Origin of the sequence: Minwuia sp. (assembly GCF_048007105.1) — a bacterium.
Lineage (GTDB): Bacteria > Pseudomonadota > Alphaproteobacteria > Minwuiales > Minwuiaceae > Minwuia.
On the sequence record NZ_CP180352.1, the window covers coordinates 2355384 to 2381645 of the forward strand.

A 26262-nucleotide genomic window follows, 5' to 3' on the forward strand; every position below is an offset into this window, starting at 1 on the left:
CCGCCACCCGAGTGAATCATCGCCCCTTGCAAAATGCAAACAGATTAGCCGCCGTGTGTGACGCCGCGCTCCTCTGCAGCCTCCGCCAGCATCCAGTCGCGGAAAGCGACGATGCGCGGTTGCTCGGCCTTTTCCGGGACGGTGGCGAACCAGTAGGACATGGTCAGCGGCTGCTCCGTCGCGAAAAGCGGCACCAGCCGGCCGTCGGCGATGTCCTGTTCCGCGATCGAACGCCGGGCCAGCACGATGCCGACCCCGTCGATCGCCGCCTGCAGGGCGTGGTCGGCGAAGGAGAAATGCGCGCCGCGGCGCCAGTCGACGATGTCGTCCACGCCGGCGGCGGTCAGCCAGGCCCGCCAGTCCGGCGTCATCGGGTCGAAGCGGAGCGAATCGTCGTGGACCAGCGCAAACCGCGCCAGATCGGCCGGGCTTTCCGCCGGCCCCTGCTGTTCCAGAAGGCTCGGGCTGGCGGCGGGCAGGATGGTGTCGTCGAGAATCTTCCAGACCTTCAGGCCCGGATAGATGCCGCGGCCGAAGCGGATCGAGCAGTCGATGTGGTCGCGGCGGAAGTCGGCAAGGTCCACGGACGCCGAAATCCGGACATCGTAGTCGGGATAGGACCGGTTGAAGCGTTCCAGCCGCGGTATCAGCCATTTCACCGCGAAGGACGGCACCGTCGAGACGTTGATCACGTGGCTCTCGTCGGGGTCGTCGAGGATGGCGAGCGTGTCGACCATCGAATCGAAGGCGGCCGTGAGGCCGGGAAGGACGCGCCGCGCGCGGTCGGTGAGTTCGACCGAGCGGTTCAGCCGGGTGAACAGTTCGACGCCCAGGTAGTCCTCCAGTGTCCGGATCTGGTGTCCGACAGCGGCCGGCGTGACCGAAAGTTCCTCCGCCGCAGCCTTGAAACTCTCGTGGCGGGCGGCGGCTTCGAAGGCGCGCAGGGCGTTCAGTGGAGGGAGTTCTGCGTCTCATGAACCCGATATACTTTTGGTATTCCGAAAGACAAGTTTAAGTCGCTTGCTGCATCGCAGCAACGCCCCAAATCCAAGTCATCGAAAGGCGGGAGCACACAGCCCCCGGAAAGTTGCAGAGGCAAACAATTCTTGCCGTGAAAGGAACAGGAAGATGGCCTACCAGACCTATGATCATCGGATTGCGGCCCGGAACAGCGTTCCCGGCAGTATCGGCGACTGGATCTCGGCCCGCATTCACGCCATCGGCGACTTCTACGCGGAGCGCGGACGGCTGGCGCAGCTTGCGGCCCTGGACGCCCGCACGCTCCGCGACATCGGCCTCGGCCGCGCCGAGCTGACCTCGGTGGCGCACAATGTCGGCGACCCGACGCGCCGCCAGCGCTGATCCGCACCGGACCGAAATGGAAAGGGCCGCCCCCCGGGGCGGCCCTTTTCGTTGGGGCCTAGTTGGGCCACTCCAGCTGGGACCAGGGCAGGAACAGGACAGTCCGGTCCGGACTGTCGGGATCGGCTTGCCGTCGGAAAGGGAACTCTCGTGAAGCGCCGGCGATCTCGACTGCGATTTCCGGCGCGTCGGCGGGCACGCAGAAACTCAGACCGTTGATCTCCGCAGCTTCGACTTTTCGGTGTCCCGAGACCGGGCAATCGATTCCGTGGACATGAAGGACCCAGCGCTCGTCACTTCGGTCGATGCCGAAGTCCAGCCGGTCTCTGAGGTGCAGATATTGCAGCAGCCGTCCGGTTGTTGCGACGAGGATCCGGCCGTTCCTGTGACGGTCGGAGAGTTCGCGGAAGCGGTCGTAGGCGTGTTCGTCGAGCACCGGCGGTGCAGTCGCCGTCCGCTTTGGTGCGTGGGGCGACGGCCAGCGCCCGCGCGCGGCGCTCAAACCGAAATGCTGGTAGATGATGGCCGCGCCGCGCCGGCGTTCCAGCATGTCGAGATCGGCTTCGGTCACCTGGACCGGGAACCCGTCCATCACCGGCTGATCCCAGCCGCGCTGTCGCTTGAAGGCCAGGATCGGCGTGCCGTCGCGCCCTTCGACGTGCATCAGGGTGCGATTCAGGAAACCGATCAGGTTCTGGCGAATCTCGGCGTCGTTTGCGCCGAGCACGACCGGCGCGATCCCGCCTTCGGGCTTCCGCCGCCGTAGCCAGGGACCCCAGTTGAACTGATGCAGCCGCTGGCGCACCTCACGGCGGCTCTCGAGCTGCAGATCGGACCCGAAGCCGTCGAAGATGGTGAAGACGTCCAGCCAGTGGAAGCGGAACCCGAACGACTTCAGCAGATCGAGACAGTAGAGCGGATGTTCCGGATCGTCCGCGCCCTGGTACCAGCCCCAGGGGCCGCCGACATTGCTCGGCGATGCGGAATGGTTGACCAGGACGTTGGGATAAAGCCCCAGACTGTCGAGCCGGTCGAGCAGATAGACCACCTGATCCCGGGCCATGTCCACGGGCGCGCCGCCGGGACCCAGCCGCCAGTTGCCGAGCGAATGCATCGTGTCGAGCCATCCGGCCTGCCCGAGTTCGACGATGCGCGCCAGATTCGCTGAATCCTTGCGCGGCTCGTCGTCCGGGTAGTGATCATGGAGTCCCATGCCATCGGGTACGACATGGCCGATCCAGCCCCAGTAGCTGTCGCCGATCTCGAGGTTCAGACCGTCGCGTCCTCCGATGGTTCCCGAACCGTTCAGGACCGCGTGCCAGTCCTCGAAGGCCGCGCGCCCGAAGCTGTCGCAGTCATTGCTGATGGCGAAGCCGGCGCGGTAGGGAAACGGGAAGTCCCGCACGCTGACGCCGCCGGCGGTGGCGCGACCGCCGTTGAACTCGTCGACGGTCAGGTCGTGAAGCAGCGCAGGCGGATCGAGGAAGTCGGTCATCGGCGCCGCCTATCCGGTCAGGCCGGAACGCAGCGGCCGCCACGTCCGGTAGAGGCAGTCGAGATTGACAAGGGTCGGGTCCTTCTCCCGGATCATCTCGATCGGATGGTCGGCGCCCTGCGGCAGGACCTCGATCTCGGGCGCATCGGAAGGCACGACAAGAGCGAGACCGTCGAAGCCGTTCTCGGCCAGTGCGCTGTAGTCCGTGTCCGCCGGGTCGCAGGCCATGCGGACGGTCCAGCGGTCTTCGGCGCGTTCGACCTCGAGCTTCAGGACCTGGCGAAGCCTCAGCCAGCCGAGCAGCCGGTGAGGGGGCATGACCAGCAACTCTCCCTTCGCCTGACGGTTCTCGATGTCGGTCCAGCAGGCCCGTTGGTGATAGTCCGCCAGAGGGTCGTCGATGTTCCGGGTCTCGTCGCGGTCCGGGGTTCTGCCGACAATCGACCAAAGGGCCGGTTCGAAATCGACCAGGGCGGCGCCCCGCCAGTAGACGAGCCAGTCGAGATCGTGGGCGTTCAGCAGCGCCGGCAGGGTGGTGGCGGTGCCCCGCATGGGTCCCGCGTAGCGCTTGAAGGGCAGGGTAGCATCTTCGCCGCCGACGGGCGTCTGGATCGTCCTGTTGAACCGGGCCACCAGTTCCGTCTGCCCGGCATGCGCTTCATGCGCCCACTGCTCCCAAAGATAGGCGTGCAGCTTGTTCCGGAAGTCCGGCTTGATCCGGTAGTCCAGATGGTCGCCGAACTTGTAGCGTTCGAGCAGGCTGTCGTCCGACCGGAAGCTTGCGCCGGGCAGGCCGGACGGGGTGTCGATGGCGATGCGCGGCGAGAGGCCGAGAACCTGCAGACGCTCCTGTGCGCGTTCCCAGTCGCGGTGGCCGGAGACACAGCGGATCGTGTCGAGCGCGCCGCACCGCACCAGTTCGGCGACCTGTTCTTCCTCGGCCTCCGGGGAACCGCTTCCGCCATCGCGATGGCCGAAGCTGAGGCGGTCTGTCTCCGTGTCGAAACCGAAGGCGGCCGAGACCTCCAGCTCCGCCGCCGGTGCGTCGTCGCCTTCTCTCGCAAAGTAGTTCAGGAACGTGCGGCAGGCGCGGGCGGTCATGCCGGTGACACCGGCTGTCACGGAGACCACACCCTTGAAGGGAAACGGATAGTCCCGGAGCGAGACCTGGCCCTGGGGCATGTTATGACGGCCGCTTTCCGGCATTGTCAGACTGCCGATCAACTGCTCGATCCTGTCGTCGAAGTTGACGGCAGCCGATTCCTCGATCCGCGGTGGGCTTTCGCTCACGCGGACCGCGCCTCGGCGGTTTCCGGACTTGCGATCCCGACCGCGAACTCCTCGATGGAGTCGGCCACGACCGGCATGAAATCGTCGCGGTAGTGTCGGAGATCCTCCTTCAGGGCCCGCTCGACCCCGTACTCGCCGACAAGTTCGTAGGGCTCCAGCACAGGTATGCCGAGCGTGTTGGCCGCGTTGAGGACGTCCTCGCGGAAATTCGCGGGCCAGGAGACCGGGCGTCCGTCCGGCATGTACTGGTTGATGAAGGTCAGAATGCCCATCGGCCGGTCGATCAGTTCCTGCATCCGCCGCAGACCGGCCATCACGTCACCCTCGACCATGACCGTGTCGTTCAGCAGTTCCCTGACCAGGTCGCGGTTCGGGAAGTCATCGGGCAGGGCATCCGACAGCTTCTCTGCGGCCTCGAGCCGGAATTCGTCGTCATGCTTGATGATGCCGCGGTTGTACCAGGCGCTGGTCAGGCGGGCGAGGTCGACATTGATCGCCTTGATCGGGTTCACGAGATCGAAGAGGCAGGCCCGGTGAATGCTGCAGCCGTGGAACTTGAGCTCATAGGGTGTCGCCGGTTCGAGCAGCACGACATCGACCGCCTCGAGCGTGCCCGCGCCGGGCTTGGGCTCGAAATCGTCTGCAATGCCGTGGATGAACCGCACCGTCTTGTCCATCCGGCTCTCGTTGCGGAGCAGTTCGACCACCTGGATCATCTCGTCGAAGGTGTAGGTCGGCGGAAGGTTGCCGCGGGAGACGAGCCTGACATTGTTTATGCGTCCGCCGCTGGAATTGGCCCGCGCGTTGACGGGGCCGTGCAGCAGGCATCCGCCCAGCAGGAATACGCTGACTTGGCTCATCTCATGTCCTCCTTGGCGCGGTGAAAGGCTGACCTAGGCCTGCTTCTTGGCAATGACAAGATCGATCAGTTCGCCGACCAACTCTGGCGCGTTGAGTTCTTCGGTCTCGAAGCGGATACCGAACTGGCTCTCGATCGCGATCATCATCTTCACATGCAGGACGGAATCCCAGAGGTCGACATCGTCCGCGGTGGTGTCACGGTCCAGATTGAGATCGGGATCGTCGGTAAGTTCCCGCATGATCTCCTCGATTACCGGCAGAACGTCGCTCTCTTGCATCTGCTGCTTTCCTCACATGTTGTCCGGGGTGGTCTCTCTGCGGTCGCTCAGTGCGACATTTCCGGGCGGTCTTCAATCCCGAATAGCCGTGCAGCGACCGGAAGGAGCAGATCGACTGGATCGGCCGATTCCGCGGTGGCGATGGTATTGGTCTGATCGGTCTGCACCCGTGGAAACCTCTCGATGACGATGTCCAGCCGTCTGGACTGGCGGTCCAGGTTGCGGCAGAGCGTTTCGCCCGCCGCCTTGGCGACGGAATATTCCAGCAGGTCCCTGACAGGTTCGTCGATCGCGACCGTCGAAGGGTACAGCACCGAGAGATGGCGTTTCGACCCGCCGGTCAGCCTTGCGACGAGCCTGTGAAAGGCATGCACATAAACGTCCATGAAGCTTTCCAGAACGGTCGGCGAAAAGGCCTCGACCCGGCGTCTGAAAATGTGCGGGGTGGCGAAGTACATGACCGCGTCGAACGGATCCTCCTCGGCAGGGAGAGCGGAGACGGAAGTCGGGTCCAGGACGTCGAGTGGCGCAGTGGCGCACTGCCCGCCGCCTTGCGAGATCTCTTCGGCGATCGCCCCGGCGCGATCCGCGGCGCTGCGATAGGTCAGCGTCGTCCGGCCGCCGCCTGCCGCGACCAGCTTGGCCGCGACTTCGCCGAGACCCCGGCTGCCGCCGACCACGAGACAGTGCTTGCCGGCGTAGGGCCGGGCGCCGCCAAGTCGGCGGACAATCCCGGCATAGTCCGGTTGCGCCACCGGTTCCGGCCGGAACATCGCCAGTACTGACGCCGATATGAAGGGCGACCGGGCGTCGATCCATGTCATGGATACCCGGTCGTCGACGCGGGCGACCTCATAGTCGAGACCGCCGCCCTCAGCCGCGCCGGGTTCCAGGTTGACCTCGAATTCCGAAAGTACCGAATACATGCCGGGCCATTCCATACCAACAAGCGTGGAAAGCCGGATGATCGACATCACTGTCATGGCCCCCAGCGCGCCGCAGCAGGCAGGAAACAGCGATTCCGGAGAGGTTGTGGCGCCCAGCGGCAGCGATCCGCGCACCGGCAAGGCCTCCGCGATGTCACGATTGAGCGGTTCGGCATGATACTCGACCGGTCCGGCGCGGAAGGAACCGGACGGGGGCGCAGCACGCGCGTGCTCACCGAACTCCAGCTTGACCTGCGCCACCGTGGTGTCGCCCACGGCCGCCCGCAGCATGCGGCTGCCATCGCTTCGGTCGGTCGCCGTGACGACAAACACCTCGTCCACATACAACGGCTGCGGCAACTTGACGGCCAGTCTCCGCAGGCGAAGGCCGGTCTCGTCCGGCGCCTCGCGCAAGTGGTGCTCCAGGGCCGTGAGAACCGTCTGCACGCCGAAGACGATCGGTTGGCCGAAATGGGTATAGCGGGCGATCTCGGGCCTTGTGTGAATGGGGTTCCGGTCTTCGGAGAGATCGGCGAAGCGCGCGAGATCGGCCGGGTTGATCCGGGTATGCACGTCCATGTTCGACTGTCCTGAAACCTGTAGGATCGGCCGGATAGTGCATCCTCGGCGGTCCGCTGTCGCAGCACCATCACCCGGCGGGAGCGTGTTCTGTCCCTATTGAATGACATCTGCGGACTCCTGCGTCCAGACGAAGTCGTCTTCGGTTGCGGTCACCGGGACGACTTCGACGTGCTGCCCGCCGAATTGCAGATGGCGGCGGGACTGGCCGCAGGACGGCGGCTCGACTTTCTTGCCGGACGGACCGCGGCGCGGTCCGCCCTGACCGCTCTCGGCGCGCCGCGGCAGCCGGTGTCCCGCGGATCCGATGGCAGACCGGTTCCGGAGGGCCCATACATCCTTTCGATCGCCCATGACGGGGGACGCGCCTATGCGATCGCAGCGAACAGGAGCAGCCAACGGAGAGGCATCGGGCTCGATATCATCGACCCGGAGAGGGCCGCCGGCATGGATTTCCAGCCGGTCCTCGACCGTGTGGCCAGTCCGGATGAGCCGACACCGAAAGGAGCCGCGCCTGCTGCTCTGTTCAGTGCCAAGGAGGCTGCCCTCAAGGCCCTTGTCGGCGCTGGCGATGCGGCGCAGTCGCTCTGGCACCTTCGGCTCCAGTACGGCGCGCAAGGGCTTTCGGCCGTATCGGTGCGCAGCGGCCGGGTCTGCAGTATCGTGACGTCCTTCACGAAACACGGCGTGGCCGCGGTCGCCAGAGTCGACACCGTCTAGAGCCGCCCCATATCGCGGATGGCGGCGCCGAAGGCTTCGGTTGACCGCCCGTCAGCGGCGCTGATATTTGCGTCTCGCAACCAGTCACATGTTCCGCTGCTGCGGGGGTTCTGCGTGTTCAAGATCGAGGAATTGCCGTGGCTTCCGGAGCCCTCGCCGGATTTCAGCAAGCTGTGCCGCGCCGCGGCGGACCTGCAGGACGGGCAGGCGGCCCAACTGCAGCATCTGGCGACCCACGCGCACAGCTTCCTTCAGACCCAGAGCCTTTCCAGGGCACTGCGGAAGCTGTCGGCAAGCGAGGGGCGCACGGACCCCTTGTCGAGGCTGCGTCTTGCAGTCCTGTCCAATGCGACGACCGACACCTTCGAGGACTATTTCCGTACGGCCGCGGCCCGTCACGGCGTGCTGCTGGACCTGGTGCCGGGCGGCTTCGATCAGGTCGAACAGCAGGTTCTGGACCCTGCGTCGCCCGTATTCGCCGATACGCCCGATGCCGTTCTGCTCGCCCTGGACTATCGCTGGTTCAGCCTTGACCGGCCCGCCTACGGCGCCGACGCCCGGTCCGTGATCGAGGCCGCGAGGGGTCGTCTGGTCCAGGTCGTCGACGGGATCCGCGAGCGCTGCAATGCGACCGTCATACTGCAGTCGCTGGCCACTCCGCCTGTAAGCAGCTTCGGAAGCTTCGACAGGGTGGCCGAGGGTACGGCCCGATCCATGATCGCGACCGTCAATGAAGAGATCGCGCGGATCGCCGGCCAACCGGGTTGCTGCCTGCTGGATGTCGAGCATGTTGCGGCGCAGGTCGGCGCGGCGAGATGGTTCGATCCCGTTCAATGGGCCGGTCACAAGATCCCCGTCAGCGCCGACTGCGTTCCGCTCTATGCCGATCATCTCGGACGGTTGCTGGCGGCATTGAGGGGCAAGTCCCGGAAATGCCTGGTGCTGGACCTCGACTTCACCTGCTGGGGCGGAGCGGTCGGCGATGAAGGCGTGGAGGGCATCGTTCTCGGCCCGGGTTCGGCCCTGGGCGAGGCCTATCTTGAGGTCCAGAAGACAGCCGGCGATCTCCGTCGCCGGGGAATCGTGCTCGCCGTGGTTTCCAAGAACAATGACGATGTCGCCCGGTCCGCCTTCCGGAACCATCCGGAAATGCACCTGAAGGAATCCGATATCGCGGTCTTTCAGGCCAACTGGCAGGACAAGGCCAGCAACATCGAACAGATCGCCGCGACGCTGAACCTTGGGCTGGACGCCTTCGTCATGCTGGACGACAACCCGGCCGAACGCGCCCAGATCCGGGCCGCCCTGCCTATGGTCGGTATTCCCGATCTGCCGTCCGATCCGAGCTACTTCCCATGGTTCCTGCAGGCTGCAGGCTATTTCGAGGCGATCTCGTTCTCCCGCGAGGATGTCGTTCGTGCGGAGTCCTATACAGCTGAAGCCATGCGGCTGGATGTCCGCAGCAAGTCGCGGGACATCGGCGAGTATCTGAAGTCGCTGCAGATGCAACTGGAACTGACGCAGTTCAACGATCTGGACATGAAGCGCACGGTGCAGCTGATCAACAAGACCAACCAGTTCAACCTGACCACGCGGCGCTATACCGAAGCCGAGACCGTTGCGATGCAGAACGACCCGGACGTCGTGACCCTGCAGGCGCGTGTCTCCGACAAATTCGGCGAGATGGGGCTGATCGGCATCATCATCGCGCGTCCGGACGGTTCGGACGGCGCGACGCTGGATATCGACACCTGGCTGATGAGTTGCCGGGCGCTGGGGCGCAAGGTCGAAGAGGCGATGCTGGAGGCGCTGGCCGATATCGCCCGGCAGAAGGGCTTCACCCGGCTGGCCGGCACCTACGTCCCGACCGCGAAGAACGGCATGGTCGCCGAGCACTATCCGAAATTGGGCTTCGCCCCGATCGATGAGAACGCAGCCGGTGACAAGAAGGGCTTCGTGCTCGACCTTGAGGCCTACGAACCTGCTGATCTGCCCTTCGATCTGACCTGGCGCAGCTAGGCGCGGGCCCAAACGGCGTTAGTTGACGCCGAGTTCCGTCAGTTTCTGCCGGGCGAGGACGACGCCGTTGTCCTTGGGGTCGCCGAGTTCCACCGCTTTCTTCAGCAGGTCGATGCCTGCCTCGCGGTCCTGACCGGCATATTCGGGGTCCAGCATCACCATGGCGCGCCAGTAGAGGGCGCTGGGCGCATCCGTCAGGCCCTCATGTTCCAGATAGCGCTTCGCCGCTTCCAGATCGCGTTCGATGCCGTCGCCGCGAACCGCCATGGTCCCGGCGAGGTAGGAGCCCAAGCGCGAATCGAACTCGGCCGCCGTGGCGCGCACGATCACGTTCGCGAGTTCGTAGTTCCGCTCCTCGGCGGGACCGCTCATGTGGGTGCGAGCCACTTCGACGGCGCGATTCTCGCCAGCGGCGCGGACGAAATCGGTGATGAAGGCCGCCTGCTCGACCTCGTGAACCGCTGAGAAGCGGGCTTCGACCTCGTCTGCACTCAGTGCGGCAAGCACCTCGGCGGGCAGGGCCTCCGGCGCGGAAGGGACAGGCTCGGCGGCCGGCTGCGGTTCCGCCGCCGGCTGTTCCTGGGCCGGTGCGGGGGCTTCGCCGCCCGTCGTGGTCTCCGCCGGGGCGGTTCGCTCGACCTTCACGGCATCCGACACCTGATTGGCCACTTCGGTCCCAGTCTCGTTCTTGCCGAGCAGATACCAACCGATGGCGGCGACGCCGGCAATTGCGATCAACAGGACAATGATCTTGAGCGCTTTCATGGACCGAACCTCAATCAAACGGGTCTGCTTGCCTACCTGATGTCACGAACCGCATCCGCGGTACGGCCGAAACGCCGGCGCTCTCCGTCGGACCGGGCCGTACTCGGTTGCCGGCAGGTGAGCGCCATGACGGCCTCGATATAGCGTATGCCTTTCCCGACTGCCACGTGTTTCCCGGTCATTCCGGGCTCTCGGGGTCCAGCTCAGGTTCGGGGGCTTTCGCCAGAAGCATGGCTGCCGGCTCGAGGCCCGGATCCAGTTCTAGCGCGCGCGCCGCGGCGCGGCGCATCGGTTCGACCATGCCAAGCCAGTCGTAACACCGGGCTACCTGCAGGGGAAAAATGGCGTTCTGCGGCTCCAGACCGACCAGCCGTTGCCAGAGTTCAAGCGCCTCCTCGTGCCGCCGTGCGCGGCTGAGCTGCTGCGCCAGCATCACGAGGATACGGGTATTGTCCGGTTCCATGCGCAGATAGGTCCGCGCACCCGCCTCGAACGCCTCCGGGTTCTCACGATCCAGGCGCAGTGCCTCGATCAGGGCTTTCCGTTTCAGACCGGCCGTCCACTGCTGCAGCTTGTCGTTTTCCTCGATCTCGGCGGCGGCAAGCCGATAGCACGTATGGGCCTCCCAAAGATCATCGATCCGGCTGCTGCCGGCTTCGATCCTCCGGCCTTCCGAGACCAGAGACGCCGCCAGACCGCGAAGGGATTTCCGGGCCTCGTCGGCCATGTCCTTGAATGCCGGATCCTCGGCCCGGCGGACCAATTCGAGATGAGCGCGTGCTGCGCCGGTGACGTCGCCCTGGCGGATCCGTGTCCGCGCAAGATTGAGGTAGGGAAGCGGGGTGCCGGGCTCGAGCCTGATGCATTCCAGAAACGCGTCTGCGGCCTTCTCCAGATTGCCTTCTGTTAGTTCCAGCCGGCCGAGGGTTTCGTGGGCCGTGAACACGGAGATGTTCGCATCGATCATCGCCCGGGCCAGTTGGCGGGCCTCGTCGGGACATCGGTTCCAGTCCATCTCACGCAGACGCCGCAGGGCGCGCCGGTGTTCCGCCTGGGCGCGGAGCCGCCAGTCGCGGGAATTGGCGGTGTCCCAGTCGGCGAGATCCAGCATCAGGCGAAATGCGTCTGCCCCGCGACCGGCTTCGGAAAGATCGGAAGCCCGCCGGGCGGCGTCCGCCACGAGCCGGTTGACGCGATCCCTGAGCGGTGCCCCGACAGGAAACTTCCTCCGGATCGCATTGCTCAGCTCGATCATGGCCTTTCGGTCGCCGTTCTCGATCGCCTCGTCGAGATGGCGTTCCATGTCGCCGTCACCGATCGCTGCATGGGCCTGCAGCCGGATGTGTCTTGCCGCTGCGTTGGCGGGATCGCGTCGCAGGAGATCGTTGGCGTAGACCAGTGCCGATTCCGGAAATCCACGTTCCAGCGAAATCGTCGCGAGCGCCGCGGCCGAGGCGCCGTCAAGCGGATCGAGCTCCAGAATGCGCCTGTGGATCAGATCTTTGACTTCGGTGGCGTTCCCGGCCTCGTCCTGTGCGAGGCGCCGCAGTCCGGGGAGATCGAGTTCGTAGAGCTTCCCGGGCCGCCCGATTTCCGGAGATTGTGCAGCCGGCGCCAATTCAGCACCCGCCCTGACCGGTAGCGGTTCGAGGAGAGCGGCCTGACATCGGGACATCAATTCCTGTCCGAGCAGGAATTCGAACTCGGCGGCGTAGTGAAAGATGTCCTTGCCGTCGGCCTTGAGCGCCTTCTTCGGCCCGACCTCGGCAATCAGGGCGGAAGGATCGAAGAAGGCGTCGCCGCTCTGCCGGGTATGTCGGGACGTCAGCTCGATGACCTTTGCCCGAGCGTCTATCGCTCTCGGTTCGGGCAGGTTGAAGTGCGACACGAACAGGAAACGGGCCGGATGCGTCTCGACGAGGCGGTCCATGGCCTCACTGAACGCGTCCTTGTCCATCTCCTTCATGCGGGCGGTGAGGATCAGTTCGTCGCGCCAGAGTTCCGCCGGTCCCGAACTTTCCGTCCGCGACCTCTCGACAAGTTCGTGCGCCACGCTCTCGCGGTCCGGACTTTCGGTCGCCACTGTCCGCCACCAGTCGAGATAGGGCTTGCCCCCCGAGCGCACGAAGTTGGTGGAAAAATAGTTGTTCTGGACCTCCAGACCGCAGGCCGTGAGCCGGGCGAGGGCGCTGATCTCGACGACGATCACGTCGAGACCCGCAACCAGTTCCGCGAACTGTTCGGTTGTCGGCCGGATCTGATCACGGCCGAAGATGTAGGGCGAGAGCGCTGGTTGGACGAACCGGCGGCCAAGGCAGTATTCGATGTACTGCTTCGCCTCGAGCGGCGAGTGCATGTAAGCGTTGAATGGGAATGCAACCAGCTCCGCTTCGCCCTGGCCGATCAGGCTGTGCACGGGACCATGGACGCGGCAGCTTCCGATAACGCCGATGGTGGCCTGGCCTTCGGCCGTCACTACGTTTTCGGAGCGAACGATACGCATGGTCTGGGTCGGTCTTCCCGGATTCAGGGTTGAATGATGCCCGCGGACGGTGCCGGGCCGGCGCGGACGCGCATGCCGCCGGCACAAGAGCGCGGGATGTTTGACGATGCGTTGACGGCGGTCAATCCCGCGTCCGTCAGATCAGATCGTCCACGGTTGCGCCGGAAACGCCCAGCAGATCGACCAGAGAACCGTCGTCGAAGCTGAACTCGTGTGTCCGCAACGCCGTCGAGGTTGAGGTCGGATTCCGACAATGCGCCGATCGATAGACCGATCAGAAGAAGTGTGTCCTCGCCGGTGACGAAATCGGAGACGATGTCGTGGGCGGGGCCGTCTGCGGCGGAGAACACGAACCGGTCCGCCCCGCCGCCGCCGGTCATGAGATCATCGCCGGCGCCACCGTCGATGAGATCGTTGCCCTCGTCGCCCAGCAGCCGGTCATTGGCGCTGCCGCCATTCAACTGGTCGTCGCCATCGTCGCCGAACAAGGTGTCGGACTCTGCGCCGCCGTAGATGAGGTCGCTGTCGCCGCCGCCGCGCAGGGTGTCCTGACCGTCGTCGCCGGTGATGACGTCGCTGCCGCTGCCGCCGAGAACCGAATCGCCGCCGCTGCCGCCTGCCAGACGGTCTCCGCCGTCGCCGCCGTCCAGTGTGTCGGCGCCCGAATCGCCCAGAAGCGTGTCGGCCTCGCCGCCGCCGAACAGCAGATCGTCCCCGCTGCCGCCGCGAACGATATCGCTGCCGCCGTCTCCGGTGATGAAATCCGCGCCGCCATCGCCCAGCAGCGAGTCGTTGCCGCTGCCGCCGGCGATCCGGTCCGCGCCGTCGCCGCCGGAGAGGGTGTCGTTGCCCGAGTTGCCCAGCAGCGTGTCGTTGTCCAGTCCGCCGAACACAAGGTCCGCGCCGTTGCCGCCGCGGGCGATATCGTTTCCGGCACCGCCCTCGATCAGGTCGTCGCCGTCATCGCCAAGCAGGCTGTCGCCGCCGCTGCCGCCTTCCAGGGTGTCGACGTCTGCGCCGCCGAGCAAGGTGTCTGTCCCGTCCCCGCCGGTCAGCAGGTCGAAGCCGATACCGCCCTGGATCATGTCGTCGCCGGCCTCGCCGGAGACCGAATCGTCGCCGGCATCGCCGGTCAGGATGTCGTCGCCGTCGCTGCCGAGTACGGTGTCGGCACCGGTCCCGCCGACGATGCGGTCATTGCCTTCGTCGCCGCGCAGGAAGTCGTCGCCGTTCAGGCCCATCAGCGTGTCGGCGTCCAGGCCGCCGTAGATGGAATCGGCGCCGTCATCGCCTTTCAGGACGTCCTGACCGCCGTCGCCCAGGATCAGGTCGTCGTCGGTGCCGCCGAGGATGCTGTCGGCGCCGTCGCCGCCATCGAGCCGGTCGGCGGCGGACCCGCCCATCAGCGTATCGTCGCCGGCCTCGCCGCTGAGCGTATCGGCACCGCTGCCGCCCCAGAGATCGTCATTGCCGAAGCCGCCATAGAGCGAGTTCGAGTCCATCGCCGGCGTCGATGAAGTCATTGCCGTCACCGCCGTAGAGACGGTCGTCGCCGGCGCCCGCGTCCAGCGTGTCGTCGTCGCCGTCGCCGGAAATGACATCGTCGCCGAGTCCGCCGGTCAGGCTGTCGATGCCGTCGCCGCCGGCCAGCCGGTCGTTGCCGTCTCCGCCGTCCAGGCTGTCTGCGCCCGCTTCGCCAAGGATGGTGTCCGCCTCGTCGCCGCCCTGCAGCGCATCGTCGCCGCCGCGGCCCCTGATGGTATCGCTGAACTCGGTGCCGATGACATCGTCGGCTTCGTCGGTTCCGACGAAGGAGAGCGGTCCGAGCGGTTCGGGAACAGGCTCCGGTTCCGGCTCCGGGGCATTCAGCAGGCTCAGGAAGTCGCCGGCCAGCTCCTCGATCAGCACCCCCAGCAGCGTCAGGCCGTTGCCCGCGCCGAAGTCCAGCTGGAAGTCGCCGCCGACCTGCCGGCCGGCGCCGATGAAGCTGTCGACGTCGAAGATGCCGGCGACGCCCTCCAGCAGGATGGTGTCGAAAGCGGCGTCGAAGTCGGTCACCGTGTCCAGCCCGCTGCCGGCGGCATAGCGGAACGTGTCGGCGCCCGCGCCGCCGGTCAGCGTGTCGTCGCCGCCGCCACCGTCCAGCACATCGTCGCCGCGCGCGCCGTTCAGGTCGTTGGCGGCCAGGTTGCCGATCAACGTGTCATCGCCGTCGCCGCCGAAGGCGTCCTCGATCAGCGTGCCCTCGGCCACGGTGAAGCTCTGGCCGGCGATCATGCCGGTCTGCCCGGCATTGAGGTCGATCAGCGCGCCGGCGGTCAGCGCAGCGGCATTGATCCGGTCGATGCCGCCGGCATCGCTCAGCGTGCGGCGCGACGCGTCCTGCGCGGCGAAGACCCCGTACTCGTCGGTGTAGACGTAGTCGTCATCGGCCGTGAGCGCGTCGCCGTAGAGGCTCAGGCTCCAGGTCAGCAGCGTGCCGTCGTCTTCCTGGTAGTGATCCTCGATCGCCAGCGTCCAGACGCCGGTGCCGTCCTCGCCCCAGTGCCGGGCGCTGGTCAGCACGAAGTTGATATCGTCCTGGTCCGTGCCCCACTGGCTGCTGGCGGAGACGCCGGGGCGGTTGACCAGCGTCGAGACCGTGCCGTCGGGCGAGGTCAGGGTGATCACCAGATCGCCGATCCAGCTGTGGTCGATCAGGATATCGACCTCGACCCATTGCAGGTCGATCGGGTCGGTGATCGTGATCTGGTCGGTCACCGTGGCATTGTCGATGATGGTGAGGACAGGGGTCCTCGAGGCGGTGACGACCTGTTCGTTGGCGAAGGTCGATTGCGTCGTCCAGCTCTCGGCGAGCCGCACCGCGGCGTGGGCGTCGATCAGGCCGTAGCCGAAATCGTGACTGACGTGCAGGCCGCCGCCGTTCCAGTCGCCGGCCGCGTTGACGGCCCAGCCACTGTCCGCCGCGTCGATCTGGCGGGAGCTGTAGGCCAGGATCTCCTGGACGTCGCGGTAGCCGAGGTTCGGGTTGGCCTCGAGGATCAGCGCCGTTACGCCGGAGACCATGGGCGTCGCCGCCGAGGTGCCGTTGAAGCCCGACGTGAAGTCGCCGCCGGCATAGCCGGCCGAACCGGTCCGGTCCGTCGAGATCACGCCCCCCAGGCCGCCGCCCGCCGCGACCGGGGCCGTAGTGATCAGCGCCGCGCCGGGCGTGGAGTAGAAGGTGACGTCGCCATCGTCTTCCGCCGCGGCCACGGCGATGGTGTACCGGGAGTTCTGAAAGTTGTGATAGTTGACGTCGTCGCCCGAGGTGCGGCTGTTGCCGGCGGCGAAGACCCAGACGGTGCCCAGGCCCTCGCGGCCGAACTCGACCGTGTCCTCCAGCGCATTGGCGTGCGGGCGGAAGATGCTGGACTTGAAGTTGTCCCCGAAAAATCCGCCGAAGCCCCAGCTGTTGTTGGAGACGTCGACATTGACCTGCAGCGCGATGTTCTCGGTGATCTGCTGCAGCGTGCCGTTGGCGCCGAAGCCCATGCGGAAACCGGCGATCGTGGCGTCCGGCGCGACGCCGCTGCCGCCCAGCGCATTGTCGTCGGCGGCGATGATGCCGGCCACTGCCGTGCCGTGGCGGTCGTCGCCGACGGCCATGGCGTCCGCATCGCCGTCGCGGGAATCATTGTCGATCGTGGTGTCGTAGTTGGCGATCAGATCCGGGTGGGTATGCTCCACGCCGTCGTCGATGATGCCGACGGTGACGCCTTCGCCGCGATAGTCTTCCCAGACCGGAAAGACGTTGATGTCGATCCCGGCGATCCCGCCGGTCTGGCCGGTGTTGTTGAGGTTGAACTGGCTGCCGAGCAGGGGGTCTGAAGGCAAAGCGAAACTGAGCGGAACCAGCGGTTCCGTCGCCGTCGTCTCCGACCCTGTTCTGCCGCTACCCAATCTGCCACCGCTTTCGGCTGCCGATCCCTGATCCTATCCTTGGATATGTGAACGGGCACTGAACACCCAATCCGAAACTATCCGCGGACAGCCTGAGAAAGCCTGCTGACGTGATGTGTGTCACTAATAGTTGATAATAGCAATAATTTAGGACGGTGGTTGGCACGCTGCCGCACGATATGGGACAATGGCATCCATTGCCCGACACATTTTTTTGCCAGATCGACCGACTTGGGGCGATTAGCCCTCGTGTTGACTCCTCAGGTCAACATTCGGAAATCTGCCGGATTTCGATTTGCATTATCCAGGTGAAGCGCCGATTCTATAGACTCAGGACAGGCTCTTCCTGAACCATGATGAGTAAATGGCCAGCCGCCCGACCGATTCGAAAAGAATCCGGTCTTTGTTGTAGTCAGATTCGCTATTCCAAGTCTCGATGATCGACCTCTGAGACCTTCTCCAGAAGTTCCCGGCCTACACTGTTGTTGGGATCGAGCGCCAAGGCGTGTTTCACCGCCTCTTGCATTGGTTCCCGCATGGCGAGCCGCTGGTAGCATCTGGCCAGCTGTAAAAACACGTTGGCGTCGGTTGGGTCAATCTTGAGCAATTGTTCCCAATATGGGATGGCCTCTTCATGTCGGCGACTGCTACTTATGAAGTGGGCAAGCATGCCAAGGACCCGTTTGTCTTTTGGGGCCATCATCAGGTAGTGGATCGCGGCTTCCTCAAATGTAGCGGCTTCTTCCCGGTAGCGGCGAAGGACGTCGAGAAGAGCGGTGCGACGCAGATTTGATGACCACCCGTCCAAATCCCGGGTCGACATTTCCGACGATGCAAGTTTGTAGTATCTAAAAGCGTCTAAGTACTCTTCGAAATCGGATGCCTTGTTTTCAATTTCACGCCCCTTCTGGACTAGAGGCGTGGCTAATGCTCTAAGCGATTTCTTTGCCTCTCGGAAAGCGGCGATCTTGTCGGTATCCTCCAGCAAATCGCGCGCGTGAACCAGGGCCTCGGCGGCAGCGGCAATCTCGCCTCTGCGGCCAAGTACCCGGGCAAGATTGAGATGCGAAATGGGATCATCCGCGGCCTCGGCTATCGCGCATCGGAACGCCTGTTCGGCAGCATTCAGATCGCCATCTGCAACGGCTACGCGGCCCAGCGTGTCATAGGCTGTTGATAGCGAGAGGTGGGCCGAAATCATGGATCGCGCTAGGGTGGCTGCTTCGCCATTCTTTCCGGCAAGTGTGAGGTCGCGCAGATCCTTGAGAACTTGGCGATGCAACTCGTCAGCGCGGCGTTTCCAACGGTCGCCGTTTCTGGGATCCAACTCTCGAAGTTCCGTCAACCGCCGGCAGGCCGCGGCGAGGTCGCCCTCCTGCTCCAGTTCATCGGCGTGCCGAACTCTTTCAGCAACAAGATCGTCGATCCGTCGCCGAATCGGTTCACTCTGTTGGTAGAGGCTTCGGATGAGCAGACACACGCGAGCCAGAGCCTTCGGATCGTCACGTTCAATGGCTTCGTCGAGGTGATCTTCGTGATCTCCTGCCCCGAGTTCCGTCATCGCCTGCAATCGAATACTGGAAGCATCATTGTTGTTTGGGTTCAGTTCCAGTGCGCGATTTGAATAGACAAGAGCAGATACCGGCAAATTCCTCGATATTGCCGCCTTTGCGACGGAGGCCAACGCGATCTCATCGAATGGTGCCAATTCGAGAAGCCGTCGACCGATAAATTCGCGTACCGATTCCGGCAGGTCTTGACGTGTCAACAAGGTACGCAGCATATCTAGCGGCATGTCGTACAGTTCAGAAGGTCGATAGAGCTTTTGAAGTGGGTTCTCAGTCCTGTTCTGCATCGATGCCGGGCGCTTCGTTTGCATGGCATCGGCGCATTTATTCAGCAGATGTTCGCCAATTATCGACTCAAAGCCACTTTCGTAATGGTAGATATCCTTCCCACCACCCTTCAGAGCGTTTGTCCGTCCAATTTTGGCCACGAGAGGTGTCGGATCGAACCATGGAATTTCCTGCCCACTACAGAACAGACCAACGTGTTCGGCGATCTTTCGGCGAATATTCAAAGAGTCTGCGCCCGGCAAATCGAAGTGTGAAACGAAAAGAAAACGCGAAGGCTGAATTTTTATGAGCGATTTCATCGCCGCGTCGCTGCAGTTGATATCCATCTCACGGTATTTGGTTGTTAGTAGAAGTTCCTCTCGCCAGGGTTCAATTCCTTTTGTATTTGAGGTTTTTATAGAATGAATTAAGGAATCAGAGATTTCGATGCGGTCACTGCTTTCAATTGTCACCGCCCGCCACCAATCAAGATAGGGGCGGCCGCCATGGCGAATCAGGTTTGCCGAGAAGTAGTTGCTCTGCATCTCTAGTCCGCAAGCCGAGAGTTGCATTACGCTGCTGATCTCAACGACGAACAGATCAATCTCGCTGACCATTGCTGCAAAGGGCCAAGTCGTCGGGGTGATCCTTTCCCGACCGAAGACGATGCTAGCCAATGCGGGTTGTACGAAAAGTCGACCGAGGCAGTAGTTGATGTACTGTGCGGCTTCTTGGGGTGTGTGTGTATAAGTATTGAATGGGAACGCGACCGGCGTAGCGCGTTTGCTATCAACCATCTTCTGGATGGGTTCATGAACGCGGCAGCTGCCGATGATACCGATGGACGCGGGTTTGCCCTTATCGTTTAGGATATCGTCTGATCGAATTATACGCATAGCTGTGCCGAGTCGGGTTGTATGACCTTCATGTCTTGTGATCAGGATTGGGGCAAGTTCACTGCGCCGCTGGCGCCGGCGCGGCGGACTCGATCAGTTCCTTCACGATCTGCCGGCGCTTCTCTTCGTCGGCCGCGCCGCCGGGCGAACTGCTATCGTCTGAGGCCATCACACACCCTCCGGACCCGATTACTGGTGCGCGCCGCCGTCGCGTGGCCGTCGGGGCGGCTGCCTGAGGGGCGCTTGGACGGGCGTATTAAGCTGGTATGTCACCAAAAATCAATGCCGCACCCGGCGCAATGGTGACAGGTATCAGCATACTTGAAACTTTGCCGCCGGCGTCTGTGACAGAGGCATGACTCAGCGAGCCGCCGCTATGGATTGTTGCCGCGCGAGCCACTATACGGTGCACGCCGCGGGCTGCCGCGGACTTGAGATTGCTGAGGGCGTGCAAGGAGGTTCCATGTCGGTGCCGGAACGGATCGCGGTCATTGGTCTTGGCTATGTGGGATTGCCGCTGGCGGTCGCGTTCGCGCGGGCGGGACTGGACGTGGTCGGCTTCGATATCAGCGAAACCCGCGTTGCCGAACTGAAGGGCGGTCACGACCATACCGGCGAGGTCGATGACGCCGAAATGGCGAAGCTGGGCGATTTCTTCTCTGCCGATCCGGCCAGCCTGGCCGACTGCACGGCCTATATCATCGCCGTGCCGACGCCGGTCGATTCCGCCAACGTGCCGGATTTCGGCGCGCTGCTGGGCGCCTCCCGACTGATCGGGCCGCATCTGAATCCGGGCGATCTGGCAATCATCGAATCGACCGTTTATCCAGGCGTGACAGAAGAGGTCGTCGGGCCCGAACTCGCGCGTGTCTCGGGCCTGAAGCTGTTCGACGAGATCAAGCTCGGCTACTCGCCGGAGCGGATCAATCCCGGCGACAGGGAACACACGCTGGAGCGCATTGTGAAGGTCGTGTCCGGCCAGGACGCGGAGACACTGACGCGGGTGAAGGCGATCTACGACAGCATCATCACCGCCGGCACGCACGCGGCCGAATCGATCAAGGTCGCCGAGGCCGCGAAGGTGATCGAGAACATCCAGCGCGACATCAATATCGCGCTCGTCAACGAACTGGCGATGCTGTTCGACAAGATGGAGATCGAGACCGAGGCGGTGCTGCGCGCCTCCGGCACCAAATGGAACTTCCTGCCCTTCCGGCCCGGTCTGGTGGGCGGCCACTGCATCGGCGTCGATCCCTACTACCTCACCTATCGCGCGGACCAGCTGGGCTATCACACGCAGATGATCAGCGCCGGCCGCCGTATCAACGACAGCGTTTCCGGCTTCATCGCGCAGAAGGTTCTGGAACTGGTCTACCGCTCCGGCGAGAAGGCGAAGAACCGCAAGGCCGCCGTGCTGGGCCTGACCTTCAAGGAAAACGTGCCGGACCTGCGCAACAGCAAGGTCGCGGGCCTGGTCCGGCAATTGCGGACCTACGGCCTGGAGGTTGTCACCCATGATCCGGTCGTCACCACCGAGGAGGCGATGGCGGAGATGGGCATGGATGTATGCGATCCCGAGCAGATCCGCGACGCCGATTGCGTGATCCTCGCTGTGCCGCACGAGGCTTACCTCAAGGATGGCTCTGCCTGGATTCTGGACCGGCTGGACGATGACGCCATCGTCGTCGACATCAAGAGCAAGCTGGACCGGACCCTGCTGAAGCCGGGCCAGCAGTACTGGAGCCTCTGATCAATTCGGCTGTCACGTCGCGGTCATCCCTCGTTGTATTATGGATCGACATGAGAGATCTGCCTTTCACCATCTGCGGCGTGGACGATCTGGACCGGCTGGTGACGCCCAAGGTCAGCCATGTCGTCTCGATCATCGATCCTGGCTGGCCGTCGATCGGGGCGTTGTCGCGCCTGCCGGCCTCCCGCGTGCACCGCTTCAACTTCAACGACGTGATCGCCCCGCGCGACGAGCATGACACCCTGCCGGATGCGTCGTCGGTCGCGCGCATCATCGAGGCGGGCCGGGCCATTCGCGACGACGATCCGCGGCATCTGCTGGTGCATTGCCAGATGGGTGTTTCCCGCTCCAGCGCGGCGACACTGATCATTCTCGCGGAGGGGCATCCCGGCGAGGAGATGACCGTTGCCGAACGGATCATGGAGCGCCGGCCGCAGGCGTGGCCGAATTCGCTCATTCTGGAGCTCGCCGACCGCGAACTGGATCGCGGCGGTCGGCTGATCGAGGCGGGACGGGCGATCCGTCGCAATACGGCGAGGATGCAGCCGGATTTCGCCGACTACATCCGCACCACCCACCGTCGCGCCGAGGCTGAAGACCTCGGGCTGTAGCTGGCTACGGTCGCATCCAGGCGTTCATCTTGCCCGGCTTCCGGAGCGGCGCAGCGATGTTCGCGAAGTCGCAGATCAGCGGCCGCGTCTCGCGCGGATCGATCATGTCCTCGATGGCGAAGGTCTCGGCCGTGCGGAAGGGCGAGCGCAGCTTCTCCAGCCGATCGGTGATCTCGGCCAGTTTCGCCGTCTCGTCCTCCGCCGCGTCCAGTTCCGCGCGGTAGGCCGCTTCGACGCCGCCCGAGAGCGGCAGGGAGCCCCAGCGCGCCGACAGCCAGGCATAGCGGTAGACCATGCGCGCCGACGGGGCGTGGGCGCCGCCGGCGACGCCGAAGGCGCTGCGGACGATGATGGTGCACCAGGGGACCGAGCACTGCTCGATCGCCGCCATGGCACGGACGCCGTGACGGATCGTGCCGTTCTGCTCGGCCTCCAGTCCGACCTGGAAGCCGGGGCAGTCGCAGAGATAGACGACCGGCAGGTGGAAGGTCTCCGCCAGATCGACCATGCGGACGACCTTCTGGCAGGCATCGGAGGTCCAGACGCCGCCGTAGTGGAACGGATCGGACGCGAGCAGCACCACCGGCCAGCCGTCGAAACGGGCGAGGCCGCCGATCACGGAGCGGCCGAACAGCGGCGACATCTCGAAGAAGCTGTCGCGGTCGGCGACCATCTCGATGATCTTCCGCATCTTGTAGACCTGCCGCACATCGCGCGGGACGATGGTGAAGAGCTTGTCTTCCTTGCGGTCCACCGGGTCGACGGGATCGGTCCGGGGCGGCAGTTCATCGACCGACTGCGGCAGGTAGGACAGGAATTTCCGTGCTTCCTCGAAGGCTTCATCCTCTGTGTCGACGGCGTTGTCCACGCCGCCGGCCGCCAGCTGGATCCGCCAGCCGCCGAGTTCCTGCTTGTCCAGATTCTGGCCGATGCCCTTCACGACCGGCGGGCCGGCGACGAACATTGCCGCCTGTTCCTTCACCATGACCGAGAAATGCGTCGCTGCGAGGCGCGCCGCGCCCAGACCCGCAACCGAGCCCAGCCCGAGGCCGACAGTCGGCACCTCACCCATGTTGTACATCAGCTGCTCGGCGCCGAAGGACTGGCCCCAGCCGCCGGGCAGGTTGGCGTGGCCGGTGGTCTCGATGGTCTTGACCGAGCCCCCGCCGCCCGACCCCTCGATAATCCGGATGATCGGCACGCGCATGTCGCGGGCGAGGATCTCGGGGTAGAGCGCCTTGCCCTTGTTGGTGGCGTCCGCCGAGCCGCCACGGACCGTGAAGTCGTCGCCGGTAATGACGACGGGGCGACCGTTCACCTTGCCCCGGCCCATCACCGAGTTGTTCGGCATCAGGTGTATGAGTTCGCCGTTCTCGTCGTACTCGCCCCGGCCGACGATGCGCCCGATCTCGTGGAAGCTGTCCGGATCGAGCATCTTCTCGACGCGCTCGCGCACGGTCAGCCGGCCGCCGGCGTGCTGCCGCGCAACCTTGTCCGCGCCGCCCATGGTGGCGGTCATCGCCTTGCGGCGATTGAGTTCGTCCAGCTCCGGCTGCCAGCCCTTTTTCGGCGGTTCCGGTTTCGTCGAGTCAGGCATGTCCACCTCTGAGCAGCTTGCCGGGCAGCGGACCGTCCGCGGCCACGGCATCGACGCCGTTCTGCCGGATCAGCGTGCCGTTCACAACCACCGCATCGATACCGTCGGCATCCGAAATCAGCCGGTCTGCGCCCGCCGGGAAGTCCCAGACGCGCTTGACCGGCCCGCAGCCGACCGTCTCCGGATCGAACACCACGACGTCGGCGGGCCGGCCCTCGGCCAGGGTGCCGCGGTCGGTAATGCCGAAGACCTCGGCCGGACGGCTGGTCAGCATGCGCACGGCTTCCTCGATGGAGAACACCTTCTTCTCGCGGACCCAGCGGCCGAGCAGGTGGGTCGGCAGGCAGGCGTCGCAGAGCTGGCTGGCGTGCGCGCCGGCGTCCGACAGGCCGATCACGGTGGTGTCTTCCTTCAGCAGCGGTTCCACCTCGTCCTCGAAATGGTTGGCGACGGGCATGCGGAAGCGGGCTTCCAGATCGGTCTCCAACGAGATGTCGAGCATGAACTCGGTCGCGTGCTTGCCGGCTTCCTCTGCGGCCTGCGCCAGCGTCTTCTCCGACAGCTCCGGATGACCGGGCACATCGGCGATGATGGTCATGTCGAAGCTGCGCTGGAAGCCGGGGCGAATATTGCCCGAGAGCTTGTGGCGGAAGGCCTCGCGGAAGTCCGGATCGGCGTAGAGCCGCTTCTTCTCCTCGAAGCTGGCGCCGCGGACCGGCTTGAACACCGAAACGGGCTCGAAGATGAAGGGCGCCTTCATCTGGATCTCGAACATCAGTGCCCGCGGCGTCACCTGGGGCACGATGTCGAGGCCCTGGTTCTTCAGTTCGCGGGTTCGCTTCAGGTGCTCTTCCGCCGTGCCGTCGGCGAGCTGTGTGCCGGCCAGCATGGCCGTCCAGGTCACCGGGCGGCCGGTCTGCCGGGCGATCCGTTCGAATTCCGGGATGAACAGGTCGCGGCCGATGGTGGCCTGCAGGATGCCCTTGCCCTTCTCGCCCAGCACGCCGGCAAGGGTCTCGATCTCCTCCATCGAGGCGAGACGGCTGGGAACGGGCCGGCCGGCATAGCCGGTATGGGTAACGGCCTTGGAGGTGGCGAATCCGATGGCGCCGGCGTCGATCGCCTCCTCGACCAGACGCTTCATCTCCGCCAGTTCGTCGGCCGTGGCCTCGCGTTCGGTGGCTTCCTCGCCCATGACGTAGAGGCGCAGCGGGGTGTGGCCACAGAAGACGCTGATGTTGATAGCGGTGCCGAGCTTCTCCAGCGCATCGAGATACTCGGGGAAGCTCTCGAAGCCCCAGTCGCCGAGACCGGTCTTCAGCGCCTCCACGCTCATGCCCTCGACGTTCTCCAGCGTGCGCATGATCAGTTCGCGGTGGCTCGGCCGGGTCGGCGCGACGGCGAAGCCGCAATTGCCCATCACGGCTGTCGTGACGCCATGCCAGGGCGAGATCGACAGCATCCGGTCCCAGACGACCTGTGCGTCATAGTGGGTGTGGATGTCGACGAAGCCGGGCGCGACGACGTGGCCCTTCGCGTCGATGGTCCGCGCCGCGTCGCCTTCGACATTGCCCAGCGCGACGATCTTGCCGTCCTTGATGCCGACGTTGCCCGAATAGCTGGCGCCGCCGGTGCCGTCGACGATGGTTCCGTTCTCTATCTTCAGGTCAAGCATGGCCGGCCTCCGCGATGGCGGGTGTGTCCGAAATCGGCAGATCGTAAAGCTCGCGGACATTGTCGCGCAGGATCCGCTGCTTCTCGTGCTCGGTCAGGCCGGCTGTCTGTTCGGCCAGGATTTCCTGCGACCAGGGCCAGGTGGCGTCGGAATGCGGGAAGTCGTTGGCCCACATGAGCCGGTCCACATTCAGGTGGTCCTTGAACTGGAAGGCCGACCAGTCGTCCTGGAAGGTGAGGTAGATGTTTTCCTTGAAATAGTCCGACGGCAGCCTCTGCAGCTCGTCGCACTTCATCCAGTAGCGGTGGCGGTTGTAGGCGTGGTCGGCGCGGTACATCCAGTGCGGCGCCCAGCCTGCGTCGGCCTCGACGCAGACCACCTTGAGGTCCGGATGGCGGTCGAACACGCCGGAGAAGATGAACAGGCCCAGAATGTCCTGGTTGCCCCGGATGATGGTCTGGAAGCTGTTGATCTTCGGGCCGCGGGTCTTGGCGACCGAGCTGTCCGACGAGGTCAGGATGTGGAAGCTGAGCGGCATCTTCAGATCGACCGCGGCCTCGTAGAACGGGTCGTAGATTGGATCGTCATAGTCCGCGATTGCCGGATTGCCGGGCATCATCACGCCGCGGAACCCTCGGGCCTTCAGGTCCTTCAGGTCGGCGATGCCTTCCTCGACCGTGCGCATGGCAAGCTGCGGCATGCCGAACAGACGACCCGGCGCGAAGTCGCAGTACTCCTCCAGCCACAGATTGTAGGCGTCGAAGCAGGCGCGCTTGTAGTCGAAGTCCGGATGGTTGCAGAGCATCATCCCGACCGAGGGATAGATGATCTCGCCATAGACGCCGTCGCGGTCCTGATCGGCCAGCCGCGCCTTCGGGTCGTAGCCGCCCGGATGCAGGTCGCCATAGCTCTGGGTCTTGAAGTTCAGATCCTTCGGATCGCGGCCGGCGGCGGCGACCAGCCCCATCGGGATCGGCTTGTCGAAACCCGGAATGACGAAGATCTCGCCGAACTTCGGATCCTTGACGATGTGCGGCGCCTTCTCGGCCCAGGCCTTGTCGATGCGGGCCGAATAGCAGTCGGGCGGCTCGGTGATGTGCGAGTCGGCGGAAATCGGTGTGATGGACATGCTGCAGTCCTCCCCAGAAGCGCAGAGTG

At 64.5% G+C, this 26262-nt stretch carries 19 protein-coding genes; 5 read left to right on the forward strand and 14 right to left on the reverse strand.

Translation table 11 applies throughout. The features are described from left to right. Positions 1-44 precede the first annotated feature (44 nt). Complete coding sequence (gene gcvA / locus ACMVY4_RS11450; protein ID WP_416900304.1) at positions 45-953, reverse strand: transcriptional regulator GcvA; 909 nt, start codon at positions 951-953, stop codon at positions 45-47. 175 nt (positions 954-1128) lie between these two features. On the opposite strand from gcvA, the gene ACMVY4_RS11455 reads away from it, so the two are divergent. Further along, a complete protein-coding gene (locus ACMVY4_RS11455) occupies positions 1129-1362 on the forward strand; it encodes a DUF1127 domain-containing protein (RefSeq protein ID WP_416896160.1) in 234 nt (77 codons plus the stop codon). 58 nt (positions 1363-1420) lie between these two features. Here the strand turns inward: ACMVY4_RS11455 and ACMVY4_RS11460 are convergent, their stop codons facing one another. From ACMVY4_RS11460 to ACMVY4_RS11480, 5 genes are read right to left on the reverse strand one after another with little or no spacing between them, the layout of a single operon-like run. Further along, the gene (locus tag ACMVY4_RS11460; RefSeq protein WP_416896161.1) at positions 1421-2857 is read right to left on the reverse strand and encodes a hypothetical protein; all 1437 of its coding nucleotides are present in this window, start codon (positions 2855-2857) and stop codon (positions 1421-1423) included. 9 nt (positions 2858-2866) lie between these two features. Then, entirely contained in the window at positions 2867-4147 is a 1281-nt protein-coding gene (locus ACMVY4_RS11465; protein WP_416896162.1) for a hypothetical protein, read from the reverse strand. Beyond that, positions 4144-5007 (reverse strand): hypothetical protein, encoded by an 864-nt coding sequence (locus ACMVY4_RS11470; RefSeq protein WP_416896163.1) that lies wholly within the window; start codon positions 5005-5007, stop codon positions 4144-4146. Before ACMVY4_RS11470 ends, ACMVY4_RS11465 begins: the two co-directional genes overlap by 4 nt. 33 nt (positions 5008-5040) lie before the next feature. After that, complete coding sequence (locus ACMVY4_RS11475) at positions 5041-5286, reverse strand: acyl carrier protein (RefSeq protein WP_416896164.1); 246 nt, start codon at positions 5284-5286, stop codon at positions 5041-5043. A 47-nt stretch (positions 5287-5333) separates the two neighbouring features. Next, positions 5334-6791 carry an SDR family NAD(P)-dependent oxidoreductase gene (locus ACMVY4_RS11480; RefSeq protein WP_416896165.1) on the reverse strand — a complete coding sequence of 486 codons (1458 nt, stop codon included), beginning with the start codon at positions 6789-6791 and terminating at the stop codon, positions 5334-5336. Between the two features lie 99 nt (positions 6792-6890). On the opposite strand from ACMVY4_RS11480, the gene ACMVY4_RS11485 reads away from it, so the two are divergent. Continuing rightward, the gene (locus ACMVY4_RS11485; protein ID WP_416896166.1) at positions 6891-7511 is read left to right on the forward strand and encodes a hypothetical protein; all 621 of its coding nucleotides are present in this window, start codon (positions 6891-6893) and stop codon (positions 7509-7511) included. A gap of 114 nt (positions 7512-7625) precedes the next feature. After that, positions 7626-9530, forward strand: a complete 1905-nt coding sequence (locus tag ACMVY4_RS11490) for an HAD-IIIC family phosphatase (protein WP_416896167.1) — start codon at positions 7626-7628, stop codon at positions 9528-9530. Positions 9531-9548: 18 nt separating this feature from the next. Here the strand turns inward: ACMVY4_RS11490 and ACMVY4_RS11495 are convergent, their stop codons facing one another. From ACMVY4_RS11495 to ACMVY4_RS11515, 5 genes are all read right to left on the reverse strand, one after another. Next, a complete protein-coding gene (locus ACMVY4_RS11495; RefSeq protein WP_416896168.1) occupies positions 9549-10295 on the reverse strand; it encodes a hypothetical protein in 747 nt (248 codons plus the stop codon). Between the two features lie 178 nt (positions 10296-10473). After that, the gene (locus ACMVY4_RS11500; RefSeq protein ID WP_416896169.1) at positions 10474-12798 is read right to left on the reverse strand and encodes a hypothetical protein; all 2325 of its coding nucleotides are present in this window, start codon (positions 12796-12798) and stop codon (positions 10474-10476) included. Positions 12799-12821: 23 nt separating this feature from the next. Further along, the gene (locus ACMVY4_RS11505) at positions 12822-14321 is read right to left on the reverse strand and encodes a calcium-binding protein (protein WP_416896170.1); all 1500 of its coding nucleotides are present in this window, start codon (positions 14319-14321) and stop codon (positions 12822-12824) included. Further along, positions 14263-16674 (reverse strand): S8 family serine peptidase, encoded by a 2412-nt coding sequence (locus tag ACMVY4_RS11510; RefSeq protein ID WP_416896171.1) that lies wholly within the window; start codon positions 16672-16674, stop codon positions 14263-14265. The genes ACMVY4_RS11505 and ACMVY4_RS11510 overlap by 59 nt, the downstream gene beginning before the upstream one ends. Before the next feature lie 487 nt (positions 16675-17161). Then, positions 17162-19372 carry a hypothetical protein gene (locus tag ACMVY4_RS11515; RefSeq protein ID WP_416896172.1) on the reverse strand — a complete coding sequence of 737 codons (2211 nt, stop codon included), beginning with the start codon at positions 19370-19372 and terminating at the stop codon, positions 17162-17164. A 562-nt stretch (positions 19373-19934) separates the two neighbouring features. Between ACMVY4_RS11515 and ACMVY4_RS11520 the strand changes: the two genes are divergently transcribed. Together ACMVY4_RS11520 and ACMVY4_RS11525 are read left to right on the forward strand one after the other, a co-directional pair. Further along, on the forward strand, positions 19935-21221 hold the full coding sequence (locus tag ACMVY4_RS11520; RefSeq protein ID WP_416896173.1) for a nucleotide sugar dehydrogenase: 1287 nt from the start codon (positions 19935-19937) through the stop codon (positions 21219-21221). A gap of 50 nt (positions 21222-21271) precedes the next feature. Continuing rightward, positions 21272-21832, forward strand: a complete 561-nt coding sequence (locus ACMVY4_RS11525; protein WP_416896174.1) for a tyrosine phosphatase family protein — start codon at positions 21272-21274, stop codon at positions 21830-21832. Positions 21833-21836: 4 nt separating this feature from the next. Here the strand turns inward: ACMVY4_RS11525 and ACMVY4_RS11530 are convergent, their stop codons facing one another. The 3 genes from ACMVY4_RS11530 to ACMVY4_RS11540 are packed head-to-tail and all read right to left on the reverse strand — an operon-like array spanning position 21837 to position 26233. Next, positions 21837-23429 (reverse strand): acyl-CoA carboxylase subunit beta, encoded by a 1593-nt coding sequence (locus ACMVY4_RS11530; protein ID WP_416896175.1) that lies wholly within the window; start codon positions 23427-23429, stop codon positions 21837-21839. After that, the gene (locus ACMVY4_RS11535; protein ID WP_416896176.1) at positions 23422-25104 is read right to left on the reverse strand and encodes an N-acyl-D-amino-acid deacylase family protein; all 1683 of its coding nucleotides are present in this window, start codon (positions 25102-25104) and stop codon (positions 23422-23424) included. Before ACMVY4_RS11535 ends, ACMVY4_RS11530 begins: the two co-directional genes overlap by 8 nt. Continuing rightward, the gene (locus tag ACMVY4_RS11540; RefSeq protein ID WP_416896177.1) at positions 25097-26233 is read right to left on the reverse strand and encodes an amidohydrolase family protein; all 1137 of its coding nucleotides are present in this window, start codon (positions 26231-26233) and stop codon (positions 25097-25099) included. The genes ACMVY4_RS11535 and ACMVY4_RS11540 overlap by 8 nt, the downstream gene beginning before the upstream one ends. Positions 26234-26262 lie beyond the last annotated feature (29 nt).